Annotated in this window: 14 protein-coding genes; 7 read left to right on the top strand and 7 right to left on the bottom strand. The window is 67.5% G+C overall.

Annotation, left to right across the window (positions count from 1 at the left end; genetic code table 11):
- Positions 1 to 5 precede the first annotated feature (5 nt).
- A complete protein-coding gene (locus AB4089_RS07110; protein WP_441408591.1) occupies positions 6 to 1,325 on the bottom strand; it encodes an MFS transporter in 1,320 nt (439 codons plus the stop codon).
- A 569-nt stretch (positions 1,326 to 1,894) separates the two neighbouring features.
- Here AB4089_RS07110 and AB4089_RS07105 point away from each other — a divergent pair.
- Entirely contained in the window at positions 1,895 to 3,124 is a 1,230-nt protein-coding gene (locus AB4089_RS07105; protein WP_441408590.1) for an acyltransferase family protein, read from the top strand.
- On the opposite strand, the gene AB4089_RS07100 is transcribed toward AB4089_RS07105, so the two are convergent.
- The gene (locus tag AB4089_RS07100; RefSeq protein ID WP_441408589.1) at positions 3,121 to 4,086 is read right to left on the bottom strand and encodes a threonine/serine dehydratase; all 966 of its coding nucleotides are present in this window, start codon (positions 4,084 to 4,086) and stop codon (positions 3,121 to 3,123) included. The two genes, AB4089_RS07105 and AB4089_RS07100, sit on opposite strands and share 4 nt — an antisense overlap.
- A 157-nt stretch (positions 4,087 to 4,243) precedes the next feature.
- Positions 4,244 to 5,206, bottom strand: coding sequence for a heme o synthase (locus tag AB4089_RS07095; protein WP_441408588.1), 963 nt, complete (start codon positions 5,204 to 5,206; stop codon positions 4,244 to 4,246).
- A gap of 514 nt (positions 5,207 to 5,720) precedes the next feature.
- Here AB4089_RS07095 and tkt point away from each other — a divergent pair.
- The 6 genes from tkt (at position 5,721) to pgl (ending at position 13,981) form a co-directional block, all read left to right on the top strand.
- A complete protein-coding gene (tkt, locus tag AB4089_RS07090; RefSeq protein WP_441408687.1) occupies positions 5,721 to 7,838 on the top strand; it encodes a transketolase in 2,118 nt (705 codons plus the stop codon).
- A gap of 62 nt (positions 7,839 to 7,900) precedes the next feature.
- On the top strand, positions 7,901 to 9,016 hold the full coding sequence (tal, locus tag AB4089_RS07085) for a transaldolase (protein ID WP_441408587.1): 1,116 nt from the start codon (positions 7,901 to 7,903) through the stop codon (positions 9,014 to 9,016).
- Positions 9,017 to 9,022: 6 nt separating this feature from the next.
- The gene (locus AB4089_RS07080) at positions 9,023 to 10,657 is read left to right on the top strand and encodes a glucose-6-phosphate isomerase (RefSeq protein ID WP_441408586.1); all 1,635 of its coding nucleotides are present in this window, start codon (positions 9,023 to 9,025) and stop codon (positions 10,655 to 10,657) included.
- Positions 10,658 to 10,672: 15 nt separating this feature from the next.
- Positions 10,673 to 12,235 carry a glucose-6-phosphate dehydrogenase gene (zwf, locus tag AB4089_RS07075; protein WP_441408585.1) on the top strand — a complete coding sequence of 521 codons (1,563 nt, stop codon included), beginning with the start codon at positions 10,673 to 10,675 and terminating at the stop codon, positions 12,233 to 12,235.
- Complete coding sequence (locus AB4089_RS07070) at positions 12,232 to 13,173, top strand: glucose-6-phosphate dehydrogenase assembly protein OpcA (protein WP_018772991.1); 942 nt, start codon at positions 12,232 to 12,234, stop codon at positions 13,171 to 13,173. Before zwf ends, AB4089_RS07070 begins: the two co-directional genes overlap by 4 nt.
- Complete coding sequence (pgl, locus tag AB4089_RS07065; RefSeq protein ID WP_441408584.1) at positions 13,163 to 13,981, top strand: 6-phosphogluconolactonase; 819 nt, start codon at positions 13,163 to 13,165, stop codon at positions 13,979 to 13,981. Before AB4089_RS07070 ends, pgl begins: the two co-directional genes overlap by 11 nt.
- On the opposite strand, the gene AB4089_RS07060 is transcribed toward pgl, so the two are convergent.
- The 4 genes from AB4089_RS07060 to AB4089_RS07045 form a co-directional block, all read right to left on the bottom strand.
- A complete protein-coding gene (locus AB4089_RS07060) occupies positions 13,934 to 14,329 on the bottom strand; it encodes an RNA polymerase-binding protein RbpA (RefSeq protein WP_441408583.1) in 396 nt (131 codons plus the stop codon). The genes pgl and AB4089_RS07060 overlap by 48 nt on opposite strands.
- Before the next feature lie 115 nt (positions 14,330 to 14,444).
- Positions 14,445 to 14,702, bottom strand: a complete 258-nt coding sequence (secG, locus tag AB4089_RS07055; protein WP_441408582.1) for a preprotein translocase subunit SecG — start codon at positions 14,700 to 14,702, stop codon at positions 14,445 to 14,447.
- Positions 14,703 to 14,750: 48 nt separating this feature from the next.
- Positions 14,751 to 15,566 (bottom strand): triose-phosphate isomerase, encoded by an 816-nt coding sequence (gene tpiA, locus AB4089_RS07050; RefSeq protein ID WP_441408581.1) that lies wholly within the window; start codon positions 15,564 to 15,566, stop codon positions 14,751 to 14,753.
- Between the two features lie 78 nt (positions 15,567 to 15,644).
- Entirely contained in the window at positions 15,645 to 16,871 is a 1,227-nt protein-coding gene (locus tag AB4089_RS07045) for a phosphoglycerate kinase (protein WP_441408580.1), read from the bottom strand.
- Positions 16,872 to 16,878 lie beyond the last annotated feature (7 nt).

The raw sequence follows: 16,878 nt of genomic DNA, 5'->3' as shown, positions 1-16,878 counted from the left end.
GCAGATCACACCGCAGGAACTGCCGGCGGGCGCAGGAACAGCGCTGCCACTGCTGTGACGAGCAGCAGGGAAGCCGCGACCGTGAAGCTGAGCTGCATGCCATGAACGAACCCGCCCGGCTCGGCGATGAGGGCGCCGAAGACGGCGATGGCCACGGCCCCGCCGACCTGCCGGAAGGTGTTGAAGACCGCGCTGGCGGTGCCCGCCTGCCCGGCCGGCACGCTGGCCAGCACCACGGACGTGACCGGAGGCATCGCAATGGAGCCGCCGGAGCCGGTGAGGATCAGCAGGACTGCCAGGAGCATCGGGGATCCCAACGGCGCCGTGACCAGCATCGCAACCAGTCCTGCCACCATCGAGGCCAGTCCGAGAACTGCAGGGACCCGGGGCCCAAAACGGTTCGCGAGCGTTCCGCTGGCGATGTTGCCGGCGACGCTGAAGGCTGCCGAGGGCAGGAAGACCAGTCCTGCCTGCAGGGGCGTCAGTCCCAGGTGCTGCTGGAGGTAGAGGCTGATGACGAAGACGGAGCCGAAGTGGCCCACCATGAAGGCAAATCCGACCGCGACGGCGATGCGCATCCCCACGGAACGGAACAGCCCCAGGGGCATCATCGGGTGCCGTCCCCGCGCCTGGATCAGGACAAATCCCGCGATGCCCGCGGCGGCCAGGACCAGGCTCGCCATTACCGGCCAGGACCCGAAACCCTCGGCACCCCCGGTGATGAGGCCGTACATCAGCGCCGTCAACGCGATGATCGCCGCCGACTGCCCGGCCCAATCGAACGGCGCCGGCTTCACGGGCGACGCTGCAACAGCAGCCAGCAGCACGAGCATGGCAACACAGACCGGAAGGTTGATCGCGAACACGAGCCGCCAGTTCACGGTGGTGAGCAGCCCGCCCACCAGGGGACCCACGGCCCCCGCGACGGCACCGCCTACAGCCCAGATCCCCAGGGCATGCGCGCGCCGCCGGGGATCGGGAAATGCCTGGCGCACCAGCGCCATCGACGCCGGCAGCATGACCGCCGCCGCGGCCCCCTGCACTGCGCGGGCGGCGATCAGCAACACTGAGGACGGTTCCAGCGCGCAGGCAACCGAAGCCAGCAGGAATAGCGCTATGCCCCATCCGAGTGCCCTCTTCGCACCGATCCGGTCCGCCAGGTTACCCGCGAACAGCAGCAGCGCGGCGAACATCATCGTGTAGGCATCGATCACCCACTGCTGCCCGGTTGTTCCGCCGCCGAGTTCCCGGCCGATGTTGGTGAGCGCGACGTTGACGATCAGGATGTCCAACGTGATGAGGAAGAAGGCGAGCGAGGCCAGCAACAGCGTGACTCTCGGGCGTGCGGAGCGGGACGTAGCGGGGGCAGATGTCGGTGGGGCCAAAGTGGTTTCGCGGTGTGACACGGTGTTCCTCTGGATGGGGTGGCTGGGCAGGATCCAATTGAAACGCGGACGCCCGGCTTGTGGGGTGCCGTGGTCTTAGGGGTACTGGCAGGGCACCCCTCGGCCGGCGTCGGGAGCAGTCCCGAACGGCACCCGCAGGCTGCATGGAGACGGTCCGGGAGCCGGCCGAAGGCGAGACTTCGCCCACATTCCAGCGCTATTTACTCACCAGTCACTTGTCCAGGCAGGACGGCCTTCGGAATACTGGACCCTGTAGTCCTTGGGCTTAGAGGCCCGCGCGCCGGCATCGGCGGCCCCGTTCCCGAACCGTCCGGGGGTCTAATCGCCGGGCGGCCGCAGGGCCGGAGTCAGGTTTCGTCCAGCCAAGCGGGGAATACTTGAACACGGCGCAAGAGGCGCCGCAATCGCATTCAGAGAAAGAGGACGCGTCGGTTTTGCCGTGATTCAGCTGGAATCGGAACCGGCCAGATAAAGGCACCGGAGGACATGTGGCGTTACTAGTCGGCGAAAGGCCCGCCAAGGCGGCCCAACACACTACAGGGCGCCCACGCCTGGATGGTCTGGACGTTCTTCGAGGTGCCGCTGTTGGCGCCGTCCTGCTGGGACATTCCTGGCCGGGGATTTTTCAGGGCGCCGGCATCATTGGTGTCATTGCCTTCTTTGTTTTGAGCGGTTACCTCATCACCAACGTGTTGCTCCGGGATATCGAGCGGCACCGGAAAATTCGTTACGGCCGCTTCTACGCGCACCGGGCGTTCCGACTGGTGCCGGCCCTGATCTCCCTGCTTGGCGTGTACGCGGTCGTGGAACTGGCCACCGATGTCCTCGGGGACAGGTCCAAGGGAATCGTCGGGTACACCGTCCTCGCCGGCCTTGGCTATCTCAAGGACCTGCCGCTGCCCTTCGATGTCAGCATGGCGATCGGGCCGCTGTGGACGCTGGCCGTCGAAGAGCAGTTTTACCTGATCTGGCCTGCGCTGCTTGTGCTCGCCCTGCGCCGCAACCGCCAGGGGCGGCTGATTGGCGTCTCTGCCGCCGTCGCCCTGTTCCTAATGGCCGCCAGTGTGCTGGCGATGCTGATCCTGGCCCCGCAGCTCCACTCCCTGGTCTACGCGCTGCCGACAACATGGGGCCTGGGGCTGGTCATCGGTGCGGCCCTGCGGCTGTACAGGGTCCACGTGTTCAGCTGGTTCACCGGCCGCCGGCTCCGGCGTGCGGCCCTGCTGGGTTCAGTGGCCGCCCTGGCGTCGCTGGTCTTCTTCCCGAAGGCCAATGAAAGCCCGCTCTTCATCTTCCTTGGCGGCCCCCTCGCCATGGCTGCCGCGGCCGTCCTGGTGGCGCTGGCGGCCTCCCGCACCTCAGCGATGCCGACCTGGACGCGGCCCCTTCAACTGCTGGGAACGTTGTCGTACGCCGCGTACCTGTGGAACTACGTCGTCATTCTCTGGATCAACGGCGGCTCGACGGCGGACCTCCCCCCGGTCGTCGCGGTCTCGGCAATCCTGCTGACCCTGCTCATCGCGGTCATCAGCTGGCACACCGTCGAAAGGCTGGGCCGCGTGGCGCGGGCCCGCTTCGACCAGCGCTACCCGGACAAGTCCCAGCCGGTCAAGCAGCGTCGCAATCAGTCCCAGCCGGCCCAGTCCCAGCCGCGGGCCGTCAGCAACAGGTCTCCGGAAGCCTTGGCCACGCCCGGCCGGGAATCATCGGCGGCCTAAACACCGGAACCCGTTGCGTCGGCGTCGGGACGGCTCTCCAGCGTGCAAACATCCGTGTTCCCTCCGCAGACAATCACTGCCACGCGTTCCCCCTCGGCGGGCGTGTACGCCCCCGTGGTGAGGGCAGCCAGTGCCGCCGCCGCACCGTATTCGGCCGGGATCCGGTAGTCGCTCCACAACAGTGACCGGGCGGCGATGATTGCAGCATCGTCCACCAGGACAGACGTCGGAGGGACGCGGGTCGCAATGTCGAACGCGATCTCGCCCACCCGCCGTGCGCCCAGGGAATCCACGGCGACCCCGGAAACGGCCACATCCACCGGGTGGCCGGCCGCCAGGGCCGCGTGCAGTGTGGGGATGTTGCGGGGTTCGACCGCGACGACCCGTGCCCGGCCCTCGGCCGCTGCAGCCACTCCCGCGTAGAGTCCGCCGCCGCCCACCGCGACGACGATCGTGTCAATGCCCGGCTCGTCCTGCAGAATCTCCTCGGCCATGGTGCCCGCGCCGGCGGCGATCTCCAGCTGGTCGTAGGCGTGGCAGAACAGGGCGCCGGTTTCCGCCACGTATTCCATGGCGGCCGCGAAAGCCTCCGCGTACTCGGAGCCGACCTGCCGCACGGTCGCGTTGTACGCGCGCAGGCGCTCAACCTTCACGCGCGGCGCGGTCTCCGGAACGAACACCGTGGCCGGAACGCCGAGCGCCGCGGCCGCATAGGCGTTGGCCAGGCCGGCGTTGCCGCCGGAGGCCACCACCACCCCGAGGCCGGGGTCCAGTTCGCCGCGCTCCCGGGCGGCAAGTTGGCGGTTGAACGCGCCCCGGGCCTTGAAAACGCCCGTGTGCTGCAGGAACTCGCATTTGAACCACAGAGGAGCCTCAGCGGTACCTCCGCGGAGCAAAGGCGTGCGGCGCACGTAGCCGCTGATGCGGCTCCCTGCCTGGAGTACATCGCTTCTGTTGATCACTGGCTCTCCTGGGGTTGCGTTGCCTGGTCCGTGTTGACCTGTGTTCATCTGAGTTCGACTGTGGTACTTGTTCGGTTTGTCAGGATATCCCCCGGCAATACAGCAGACGCTCCCCCACCAGCGGTGAGGGAGCGTCAGGCAAACGAACGGGGAGGCCTTAGCCGCCCATGAGGGCGGAGCCGACGAACGGGTCTACCGCCAGGGCAATGAAGAGCAGCGTCAGGTAGCTGATGGAGCCGTGGAAGACCTTCATGGCCCCCTTGTTGGAGACGTCGCCGGCCTGGGCCCGGTTGTAGAGGGCGTGCGACTCGTACAGGAACCAGGCACCGGCGCCGACGGCGGTCACGGTGTAGACCCAGCCCGCGCCGCCGGCCGGGATCATCAGCAGCGAGCACGCCACCATGGCCCAGGCATAGAGGACCACCTGCACCGAGACCACTTTTGCCCCGGCGATGGCGCCCAGCATCGGCACGTTGGCGTTGCGGTAGTCCTCGCCGTAGCGCATGGACAACGGCCAGTAGTGCGGCGGGGTCCAGAGGAAGATCACCATGAACAGCACGACGGCGGGCCACTCAACGGTGTTGGTGACAGCGGCCCAGGCGATCAGGACCGGGAAGCAGCCGGCGGCCCCGCCCCAGACAATGTTCTGGGCCGTGCGCCGCTTGAGGATCATGGTGTAGATGACCACGTAGAAGACGATGGCGCCGAGCCCCAGCCACGCGGCGAGCGGGTTGGCCCCGAACCAGAGGATGGCGATCGCCGCCGCGCCCAGCAGCCAGGAGAAGACCAGCGCTTCGCGGGGCGTGACCTCGCCGGTGACCAGGGGCCGGTTCTCCGTGCGGTGCATGAGCTTGTCGATGTCGCGGTCGATGTAGCAGTTGAAGGCGCCCGCGGAACCTGCCGCGAATGCCCCGCCCACGAGCGTGGCCAGGATCAGGCCGATCGAGGGGAACCCGCGTTCGGCGTAGATCATGGTGGGCAGCGTGCTGACGAGCAGGAGTTCGATGACGCGGGGTTTCGTGAGCGCCAGGTAGGCCTTGGCTTTGCGGCCGAAGCCCATTCTTCCCGAGGCCGGGGAGGCGTTCAGCGGCGTATTAGTTGTGCTCACGGTGGCAGTCACTCTGTTCTGTCTGGCAGTTCTGTCTGGCTGTGCAGTTTTCTCTTAGCTGGGCAGCTCCGGGTGGATTTCGCAACGCGTGCAGCTGCAGATCGGGCCCAGCGCTGAACGCGCGCCCGTGTCTTTACCCCAGTCGAAGGCCACCACCCATCATACCGTGGAGCCCCGGGCGCCAAAGCCGCCCAAGTACGCCCCATGATTCCGGCGTGTAAACGCCTGCTCACGGCGGCAGCCGCGGGAGGTGATTCACATAAGCGAAATCAGGTCCAATTGGTGAGATAAACGCTGACCACCAAGTGGAATGGGACTAGGCTGTCCTTAGATCAGCGCACACGGGCACGCGTACAGGCAATTTGCCGGAACAGTCGGCTCTGCATCTGCGTCTGAATGATAGATCAACGTTTCGATGGTGAACGGCTGGTACGAACCGCAGCGGGCACCGAACTGTGCCCGGGGCGGACCCTAGAGCGTACCGCCGGCCGTCAGCACAGAGAGGGGCCCGGTTTTCGTGCCACATTTGGAAGAGCAAGAACTGTCATGGACTAACTTGGACCAGCGTGCGGTAGACACGGTCCGGGTGCTGGCCGCGGATGCGGTGGAGAAGGTCGGGAACGGCCACCCGGGAACGGCAATGAGCCTGGCTCCGGCCGCGTATTTGCTGTTCCAGAAGCTGATGCGCCATGACCCGGCGAACCCTGACTGGCTGGGCCGGGACCGGTTCATCCTGTCACCGGGGCACACGTCCCTGACCCTGTACATCCAGCTGTTCCTTTCCGGCTACGGGCTGGAGCTCAAGGACCTGGAGGCGCTGCGGACCTGGGGCTCGCTGACCCCGGGCCACCCGGAATACAAGCACACCAAGGGTGTGGAAATCACCACCGGCCCGCTGGGCCAGGGACTGGCGTCCGCAGTCGGCTTCGCCTATTCCCAGCGCCGGATGCGCGGCCTGTTCGACGCCGACGCTCCCGCCGGCGCGAGCCCGTTCGACCACACCATCTGGGTCATCGCCTCCGACGGCGACCTGCAGGAAGGCGTGACCTCCGAGGCGTCCTCGCTTGCCGGGCACCAGGAACTGGGCAACCTCGTAGTGATCTACGACGAGAACCACATCTCGATCGAGGACGACACCGATGTGGCGTTCACCGAGGACGTCCTGGCCCGCTACGAGGCCTACGGCTGGCACACCCAGCGCGTGGACTGGACCCGGACCGGCGAATACAAGGAAGACGTGCAGGAACTGCACGCCGCGCTGCTCGCCGCCAAGGCCGAAACGGGCAAGCCGTCCATCATTTCGCTGCGCACCATCATCGGCTACCCTGCGCCGAAGAAGCAGAACACAGGCAAGATCCACGGCTCGGCCCTGGGCTCTGAGGAAGTCGCGGCCCTGAAGAAGATCTTGGGCTTCGACCCGGAACGCGCGTTCCAGGTGGACGAGGACGTCCTGGCCCACGCCCGGGCTGTTCAGGAGCGCGGCGCGGCCGCCCGCACCGAGTGGCAGGCCTCCTTCGAGGCATGGCAGGCAGCCAACCCCGAGGCCGCGGCGCTGCTGGAACGCGTCGAGGCGAAGAAGCTCCCGGGCGAATTCGAGGACGCCCTGCCGGTCTTCGAAGCCGGCAAGGATGTCTCCACCCGGGCCGCGTCGGGCAAGGTCCTGAACGCGATCGGCCCGGTCATGCCCGAACTCTGGGGCGGCTCCGCGGACCTCGCCGAGTCCAACAACACCACGATCGAAGGCTCGCCGTCGTTCATCCCGGCGTCCCGGTCCACCGGCGCCTGGAAGGGCAACCCCTACGGACGGGTCCTGCACTTCGGCATCCGTGAGCACGCCGCCGCGTCGATCGTGAACGGCATCTCCCTGCACGGACGGACCCGGGCGTTCTCCGGCACGTTCCTGATCTTCTCCGACTACCAGCGCCCCGCGATCCGGCTCGGCGCCCTGATGGGCGTGCCGTCTCTGTATGTCTGGACGCACGACTCGATCGGCCTCGGCGAGGACGGCCCCACCCACCAGCCCGTCGAGCAGCTCGCGTCCCTGCGCGCCATCCCGGGCCTGGACGTTATCCGCCCCGGCGACGCGAACGAGGTCGCAGCGGCCTGGAAGGCCATGCTGGAAAACCACGAAAACCCCGCCGGGATCGTCCTGACCCGCCAGAACATCCCCACCTGGGACCGCGGCACGTCCGAGGCCACCGGTGACACGTTCGGCTCCACCGCCGGCGTCGCAAAGGGCGGCTACGTCCTCGCCGAGGCCTCGAACGACGGCAAGACCGTCGAGGCGCAGGTCATCCTGATCGGCACCGGCTCCGAGGTCCAGCTCGCCGTGACCGCCCGCGAGGCCCTGCAGGCCGAGGGCATCCCCACCCGGGTCGTGTCCATGCCCTGCGTGGAATGGTTCAACAAGCAGGACGCCGCCTACCGCGAGGCCGTGCTCCCCGCAGCCGTGAAGGCCCGCGTCTCGGTCGAAGCCGGACTGGCCCTGGGCTGGAAGGAATTCGTCGGCGACGCCGGCCGTTCCATCTCCCTGGAGCACTTCGGGGCGTCCGCCGACTACAAGCGCCTCTTCCAGGAGTTCGGCATCACGGCCGACGCAGTCGCCGCCGCGGCGAAGGAATCCCTCGCCGGTCTCACCAACTGATCCACCACCACGGTTCCGGGGGACCCTGTCCCCCGGAACCCATGATTTCCAGGAGTTATGACATGACTACCCCCACCCAGCAGCTCTCCGACGCCGGCGTCTCGATCTGGCTTGACGACCTCTCCCGCGGCCGCCTGCAGACCGGCACCCTGCGCAAGCTCATCGAAGAGAAGAACGTCGTCGGCGTCACCACCAACCCGTCGATCTTCCACGCCGCGATCACCACCGGCCACGACTACGACGCCGTCATCGCAGCCCAGGCCGCCGCCGGCGCCACCGTTGAAGAGACCGTCTTCGAAATCACCACCACCGACGTCGCCGACGCCTGCGACCTGTTCGCCCCCGTCGCCGCGGCAACCAAGGGTGTTGACGGCCGCGTCTCCATCGAGGTGGACCCCCGCCTCGCCTGGGACACCGCCGGCACCATCGCGGAGGCCAAGCACCTGTACAAGAAGGTCAACAAGGACAACGTCCTGATCAAGATCCCGGCGACCCTCGAAGGCCTCGAGGCCATCACGGCCACCCTGGCCGAGGGCATCAGCGTCAACGTGACCCTGATCTTCTCGCTGGAACGCTACCGGGCCGTCATCAACGCCTTCCAGTCCGGACTTGAGCAGGCCAAGGACAACGGCCACGACCTGTCCAAGATCCACTCGGTCGCGTCCTTCTTCGTCTCCCGCGTCGACGCGGAAATCGACAAGCGCCTCAACGCCATCGGCACCGAGGAAGCCGCGGCGCTCAAGGGCAAGGCCGGCCTGGCCAACGCCCGCCTGGCTTACCAGGTCTACGAGGAGCTCTTCTCCACCGAACGCTGGGCCCTCCTTGCCGAGGCCGGCGCCCTGCCGCAGCGCCCCCTGTGGGCCTCCACCGGCGTGAAGGACCCGGCCTACCCGGACACCCTCTACGTCACCGAGCTCGTCGCCCCCGGCGTGGTCAACACGATGCCGGAGAAGACCCTCGACGCCACGTTCGACCACGGCACCGTTACGGGCGACACCGTCACCCGCGGCTACGACGACGCCAACGCCACCCTGAACTCCCTCGACGCCCTCGGGATTTCCTACAACGACGTCGTGGCACTGCTCGAATCCGAAGGCCTGGACAAGTTCGTGGCCAGCTGGAAGGAACTGCTGGGTGACGTCGAAGGCGCCCTGGCCTCTGCACGGAAGGCTTCCTAACCCACTATGAGCACACTCAGCTACGACGCCACCGGCGCAGCCCGCCAGGCACATGAGCAGCACCTCCCGGCACTGCTGGAAGACCGCATTGCCACCCGGATCTTCGCGAAGGACCACACTCTGTGGGGTCCGGACGCAGAGCAGGAATCCGCTGTCCGGCTGGGCTGGGTCGAGGCGGCCACCGTCTCCCAGCCGCTGGTCGGCGACATCCTGGCACTGCGTGACGCGCTGAAGGCCGACGGCGTGACGCGCATTGTCCTTTGCGGCATGGGCGGGTCCTCGCTGGCGCCTGAAGTCATCGCGGGCACCGCTGGTGTCGAGCTGACTGTGTTGGACAGCACCGACCCCGAACAGGTCAGTGCCGCCCTGGCGGACCGACTTGCCGAAACGGCCATTGTCGTTTCGTCCAAGTCCGGCTCCACCGTGGAGACCGATTCCCAGCGCCGGATCTTCGAGCAGGCATTCACCGATGCCGGGATCGACGCGAAGAGCCGCATCATCATCGTCACCGACCCGGGCTCACCGCTGGACAAGGCCTCCCGTGAAGCCGGCTACCGCGCCGTCTTCAACGCCGACCCCAACGTTGGCGGCCGCTTCTCGGCCCTGACCGCCTTCGGACTGGTCCCCTGTGGGCTGGCCGGGGTGGACATCCAAGCCTTCCTGGACGAGGCCGAGGAAGCCGCCGAGATCCTCAACGAGGACTCCGAGGACAACATCGGGCTGGCCCTCGGCACCGCCCTGGGCGGCACCAGCCCGCTGCGCAACAAGATCGTCATCGCCGAGGACGGATCCGGGATCGTGGGCTTCGCCGACTGGGCCGAACAGCTCATCGCCGAATCCACCGGCAAGCTGGGCACCGGTGTGCTGCCCGTCGTCGCCGGTCCAGCCTCCCCGGAGGCGACGCTGGGCGCTCCGGACGTCCTCGTCATCCGGCTCGTCGCTGCCGACGCCGACGTGCAGCTCGGCGAGAACGAGGTCGCCATTGCCGGCGGCCTCGCCACCCAGATGATGGTGTGGGAGTTCGCCACCGCCGTCGCCGGCCGCCTGCTGGGCATCAACCCGTACGACCAGCCCGACGTCGAGGCAGCCAAAATCGCCGCACGCGGCCTGCTGGACGCGCAGCCCGAGCCGACGCCGGCCAACTTCACCGACGGCGCCATCGAGGTCCGTGGCGGTGAATGGCTCCGCGACGCAGCAACCGCGGCAGAGGCCGTCAGCGCCCTGCTCGCCGAACTCGGCCCGGACAACTACTTGAGCGTCCAGGCCTACTTCGACCGGCTCGCTTACGCCAGCTTCGAAGGCGTCCGGGACGAGCTGGCCGCGGTCACCGGCCGCCCTGTCACGTTCGGCTGGGGCCCACGGTTCCTGCACTCCACCGGCCAGTTCCACAAGGGCGGACCCGCGATCGGCGTCTTCTTGCAGGTTACGGCCGCTTCCGCGACGGACCTCGCCATTCCGGACCGGCCGTTTACGTTCGGCGAGCTGATCTCGGCGCAGGCCGCAGGCGATGCCCAGGTCCTGTCCGAACACGGCCGTCCGGTCCTCCGGCTGCACCTGACCGACCGCGCCGCGGGTGTGAAGCAGCTCCAGGAGCTCGTCACGTCCCTTGCCGGCCAAGCAGCATCTTCCACCAAAAGCTAAGGCACCCACGCAACCATGCCAGAAACCTACAACGGCGGCAGGAACACGGCCGGCCGGGGGCGCAATCCGCTCCGGGACCCCCGTGACCGCCGTCTGAACCGTATTGCCGGGCCGTCATCGCTGGTCCTGTTCGGGGTGACCGGGGACCTCGCCCGCAAGAAGCTCATGCCGGCCGTGTACGATCTCGCCAACCGCGGGCTGCTGCCGCCGAGCTTTGCCCTGGTGGGCTTTGCCCGCCGGCAGTGGGAGAACGAGGACTTCGCCGCGGAAGTCAAGGAGTCCGTCAAGGCCTACGCCCGCACGCCGTTCGATGAGACGGTCTGGAAGCAGCTCTCCGAGGGCATCCGCTTCGTGCAGGGCGAGTTCGACGACGACGAGGCGTTCAAGCGGCTCGGCGAGACGATCGATGAGCTCGACGAGCAGCGCGGGACGCGGGGCAACCACGCCTTCTACCTCTCGATCCCGCCGAAGGCGTTCGAACAGGTCTGCCGCCAGCTCTCCAAGCACGGCCTGGCCCAGGCCGGAGGAGACAATTGGCGCCGCGTCGTGATCGAAAAGCCGTTCGGCCACGACCTCGAGTCGGCCCGCCAGCTGAACGACATCGTCGAATCGGTGTTCCCGCCGGACGCGGTCTTCCGGATCGATCACTACCTGGGCAAGGAGACGGTGCAGAACATCCTGGCACTGCGCTTCGCCAACCAGCTGTTCGAGCCGCTCTGGAACGCCAACTATGTTGACCACGTCCAGATCACCATGGCCGAGGACATCGGCACCGGCGGCCGGGCAGGCTACTACGACGGCGTGGGCGCGGCCCGCGACGTCATCCAGAACCACCTGCTGCAGCTCCTTGCCCTGACGGCGATGGAAGAGCCCATCTCGTTCAACGCCGATGACCTGCGGGCCGAGAAGGAAAAGGTCCTCGCCGCCGTCAGGCTCCCCGATGACCTCTCCACCCACTCCGCCCGCGGTCAGTTCACCGGCGGCTGGCAGGGCGGCGAGGAAGTCCTGGGCTACCTGGAGGAAGAGGGCATCCCGGCCGATTCCAAGACCGAGACGTTTGCCGCGATCCGGGTGGACATCAACACCCGGCGCTGGTCCGGCGTGCCGTTCTACCTGCGGGCCGGCAAGCGCCTGGGGCGCCGGGTGACGGAGATCGCCGTCGTGTTCAAGCGCGCACCGAACCTGCTCTTCCGCGATCACAGCGAGGACGACTTCGGCCAGAACGCCGTCGTGATCCGGGTCCAGCCCGACGAGGGCGCCACGATCCGGTTCGGGTCCAAGGTCCCGGGCACCCAGATGGAGGTCCGCGACGTCACCATGGACTTCGGTTACGGCCACTCCTTCACCGAGTCCAGCCCCGAAGCCTACGAACGGCTCATCCTCGACGTGCTCCTGGGCGAGCCGCCGCTGTTCCCCCGGCACCAGGAAGTCGAACTGTCCTGGAAGATCCTTGACCCGTTCGAGGACTACTGGGCCGGCCTTGACGAACAGCCCCAGCCCTATGCGCCCGGCAGCTGGGGCCCCGCCTCGGCCGACGAGCTCCTTGCCCGCGACGGACGAACCTGGAGAAGGCCATGATCGTAGATCTTCCCGACACCACCACCTCCAAGATTTCCAAGAAGATCATGGCCCTGCGCGAGCAGGGCGGCGTGATCGCCCTGGGCCGGGTGCTGACCCTTGTGGTGGTCACCCGCTCCGGGCTCGAGGAGGAGGCCATCGAGGCCGCCAACGAGGCCAGCCGGGAACACCCGTGCCGGATCATCGTCCTCGCCGACGCCGGGGCCTCGGCTCCGACCCGGCTGGACGCCCAGATCCGGGTCGGCGGCGACGCCGGGGCCTCCGAGGTCATCCTGCTGCGCGGCTACGGCGAACTCGCCGAGGAAAGCGAATCCCTGGTCGCGGCCCTGCTGCTTCCGGATGCGCCCATTGTGGCCTGGTGGCCGCACGGCGCCCCCCGGAACGCGTGCCAGACCTCGATCGGGGGCATCGCGCACCGCCGGATCACCGACTCGGCCAATGAAGCGGACCCGGTCGCGGCGCTGGAGAACATCCGCCGCACGTACAAGGCCGGCGACACGGACCTGGCCTGGACCCGCCTGACCAACTGGCGCATCCAGCTGGCCGCAGTGCTGGACCAGGTGGACGACTCGCCGGTGACGGCCGTCGCCGTCGAGGGCGCCTCGGACTCCCCCAGCACCGTGCTGCTCGCGGCCTGGCTGACCTTGGCCCTGGACGTTCCGGTCACAATCGTGGCCGACCCGGCGGGCACCGGGATCCGGCGTGTCCGGCTGACCCGGCCCGGCGGCGACATCCAGCTCTTCCGTCCGGGACTGACCATCGCGGAGCTGACCCAGCCCGGCCAGCCCGCGCAGCGGATCTCCCTGCCCCGGCGCAGCCTCAAGGACTGCCTGGCAGAAGAACTCCGCCGCCTGGATCCGGACGAAGTGTTCGGCGAAGTGATTACTATGGGACTGCCACGTACCAATCTAAGGAGTGTCCGTCCCAGTGAGCGCTGATCCGAGAGTAAGCATCCATCCAGACTCGACCGTCCTGATGGCTGCGATCGCAGCCCGCCTGATCACCAAGCTCGTGGATATCCAGGACCGGCACGGCGAGGCCACGGTGGTGCTTACCGGGGGCAGCATGGGCATCGGTTCGCTCAAGGCGGTGGCCGAATCACCGGCGGCGTCGGCCGTGGACTGGTCCAAGGTGAACTTCTGGTGGGGTGACGAGCGCTTTGTGGCGGCGGACGACGCCGAGCGCAACGCCCGTCAGGCGCAGGAGGCCCTGCTGTCCCATATCAGCGTTGATCCGGCGCGTGTCCACGTCCCCGGTTCCACCGACGACTTCGAGAGCCCTGATGAGGCGGCCGCGGACTATGCGCGCCGCCTCGCCGAGGCGGCAGCCGCCGAGCACGCCGCGGACATGTCTGACGTCAGGCCGGAACACCCGGCGCGGCTCCCGCGCCTGGACATCGTCCTCCTCGGCGTCGGGCCGGACGCGCACGTCGCGTCGCTCTTCCCGGAGCAAGCCGGTATCCGGGAGAAGGAACTGACTGTCGTAGGGGTCCAGAACTCCCCCAAGCCGCCGCCGGCCCGGGTATCGCTGACGCTGCCGGCGATCAATACGGCATCCGAGGTGTGGATGGTGGTGGCCGGTGACGACAAGGCCGGCGCGGTGGGACTGGCCCTGGCCGGTGCCAATCCCGTGCAGGTTCCCGCGGCAGGGCCGCGCGGCCGCCAGGAAACCCTGTGGCTGATTGACGAGAACGCGGCCTCACGGGTCCCGGAGCAGCTCGTCCGGAAGGGACCGTCGGGAGCGTAACCGTTCGAGCGCTCCAGCCAGCACGTCTTCGGCGTCCTGGCTGGAGCGCCGTTCTTTAACGTATTCCAGGTGCGTCTTGAAACCCTCCAGCGGCGCTTCCTCGAGGCCAAACTTCGCTTCGTCACGGGTTGCGGTCCCGCCGCAGCGCCGGCAGTCCCAGACTCCCGGGATCTGTTCCTCCGGCAGCTGCGCGAACACGAGCGTGGTTTCATGGCCCTTGGCGCACCGGAAGGAGACACGAATACGGGGCTGGCGTACGCCGGCCCCGTTCATTGGCTCGTGGCGGGGAGTTGCCCCCTCGGTAGCGCCCACACGGATTCCTTTGAATCCGGAAGCAGAATGCAGCATCGGGAACTCCTGGCTACTTGGCTGGCGGACGTGTGCAAGACGCCAGTCTAGAGTGGGAGTTCCCGATGCCGGGAGGGCCTTAAGGACCCTTTATGAAGTTATCGAAACGGTCATCCTAGGAATCGGCGCCCGTGCTGAACCGCATGAGCAGGCCCAGGGCGACGATTACGACGCCCCAGGTGATCCCGAGGATGATCGTGAACCGGTTGAGGTTCCGTTCCGCGACGCCGGAGGAGCTCAGGCCCGAGCTCATGCCGCCGCCGAACATGTCGGACAGGCCGCCTCCGCGTCCCTTATGGAGCAGGATGAGCAACGTCAGCAGGAGGCTGGTGATGCCCAGGAGGACCTGCAGAATGACATGAAGAACGTCCACGACGGCCTTTCAGAAGAATTGGATTACGGGGGCCAAACTGTGTCCGGACTAATCCGTCAGCAGGTGACTCTCGAACCTGACAATATTAGCAAACTCGGCGGCGTCCAGGCTGGCACCACCGACCAGCAATCCGTCCACGTCGCGCTCCTTGAGGATTGAGGCCGCATTGTTCGCCTTGACCGAGCCGCCGTAGAGGAGGCGGGTCTTGGCAGCGACGTCGGCTCCGAAGAGGGTGGACAGCTCGGCGCGGATGGCTGCGCACATTTCCTGTGCGTCCTCGGGACCGGCAACTTCGCCGGTGCCGATGGCCCAGACGGGCTCGTAGGCGACGACGAGCTCGGCGGCCTGCTCCGGGGTGAGGCCCTCGACGCCGGCGCGGAGCTGGACGAGCGTGTGGTCCACGTGGGTGCCGGCCTGCCGGATCTCGAGGCCCTCGCCGACGCAGAGGACGGGGGTGATGCCGTGCCGGAAGGCTGCCTTGGTCTTGGCGTTCAGCACCTCGTCGGACTCGTTGTGGATGGTGCGGCGTTCGCTGTGGCCCACCAGCACGTAGCTGCAGCCGAGCTTGGCGAGGAACTGTCCGGAGATGTCGCCGGTGTAGGCGCCCGAGTCGGCCGGGGACAGATCCTGGCCACCGTAGACAACCTTGAGTTCGTCGCCCTGGACCAGTGTCTGGACGCCGCGGAGATCGGTGAACGGCGGGAAAACGGCAACCTCCGCCCGGCTGTAGTCGTGCTTGGCGTCGGACAGGGTCCACGCCAGCTTCTGCAGGAGGGTAATGCCCTGGACATGGTCCATGTTCATCTTCCAGTTGCCGGCGATGAAGGGCGTGCGGTCGAATTTGCCGTTGGTTGACGTAGTCACGTGGTCTCCAAAAGGTTCTTAGCAGTGGAACAGCCGGCAGGGCCCCGTCCGGGGACAGGGCCCTGCCGGCTGGAGGGTCTAGCGGTCGAGGACGCTCAGGCCGGGGAGTTCCTTGCCTTCAAGGTACTCCAGGCTGGCGCCGCCGCCGGTGGAAATGTGGCCGAACTGGTCATCGGCGAAGCCGAGTGTCCGGACCGCCGCGGCGGAGTCGCCGCCGCCAACCACCGTGAACGCGTCCGTCTCGGTCAGCGCCTGGGCGATGGCCCGGGTGCCGCCGGCGAAGGCCGCGAATTCGAACACGCCCATGGGCCCGTTCCAGAACACGGTCTTGGCGCCCTTGATGTGTTCGGCGAAGGCCGCGGCCGAATCCGGACCGATGTCCAGTCCGATGCCCTTGCCCCCGAAGCTGCTGGACTCGATGGCGTCGGCGGCGACGGTCTCGTGCTCGGCGTCGGCGGCGAACTTGCTCGCCACCACAACATCGGTGGGCACCACGAACGCGGTGCCGGCGTCCGCCGCCCGCTTCAGGTAGTCCTGGACCACCGGGATCTGGTCCTCTTCGAGCAGGCTGCCCGCAACCTTGTGGCCGGACGCGGCGAGGAAGGTGAACAGCATGCCGCCGCCCACCAGGATCGTGTCCGCCTTGCCGATGAGGTTGTCGATGACGGCGAGCTTGTCGGAAACCTTGGAGCCGCCGAGGACCACCACGTAGGGCCGCTGGGTGTCGGTGGTGAGCTTGCGCAGCACCTCGACCTCCGTGCGGACCAGGTCGCCCTGGTAGGAGGGCAGCCGGGTGGCGACGTCGTACACGCTGGCGTGCTTGCGGTGCACGGCGCCGAAGGCGTCATCGACGAACGCGCCGTTGCCGCCGGTGAGGGCGACGAGCTCGTCAGCGAAGGCGCCGCGTTCGGCGTCGTCCTTGGAGGTCTCCCGCGCGTCGAAGCGCACGTTCTCCAGGACCAGCGCTTCGCCGTCCTGCAGCGCGGCGGAAAGCTCCTTGGCCGACTCGCCGACGGTGTCGCCGGCAAGTGAGACCTTGAACCCGGCAAGCTCGGCCAGCCGGGAGGCTGCGGGCTTGAGCGAGTACTTCTCCTCTGGGGCGCCCTTGGGGCGGCCCAGGTGTGCTGTGACCAGCACGCGGGCACCGGCGTCCGTGAGCTTCGCCAGCACTGGAAGGGAGGCCTTGATGCGGCCATCATCAGTCACTGTAGAGCCGTCGAGCGGCACGTTCAGGTCACTTCTGACCAGAACGTACCGCCCGCGGACACCATCAGCGATCAGTTCGTTGAGGGTGTGGAATGTCATGAGTCTT

The sequence above is a fragment of the Arthrobacter sp. 2MCAF15 genome, assembly GCF_052115605.1.
Lineage (GTDB): Bacteria > Actinomycetota > Actinomycetes > Actinomycetales > Micrococcaceae > Arthrobacter.
This window is presented reverse-complemented; position numbering and strand designations above follow the sequence as displayed.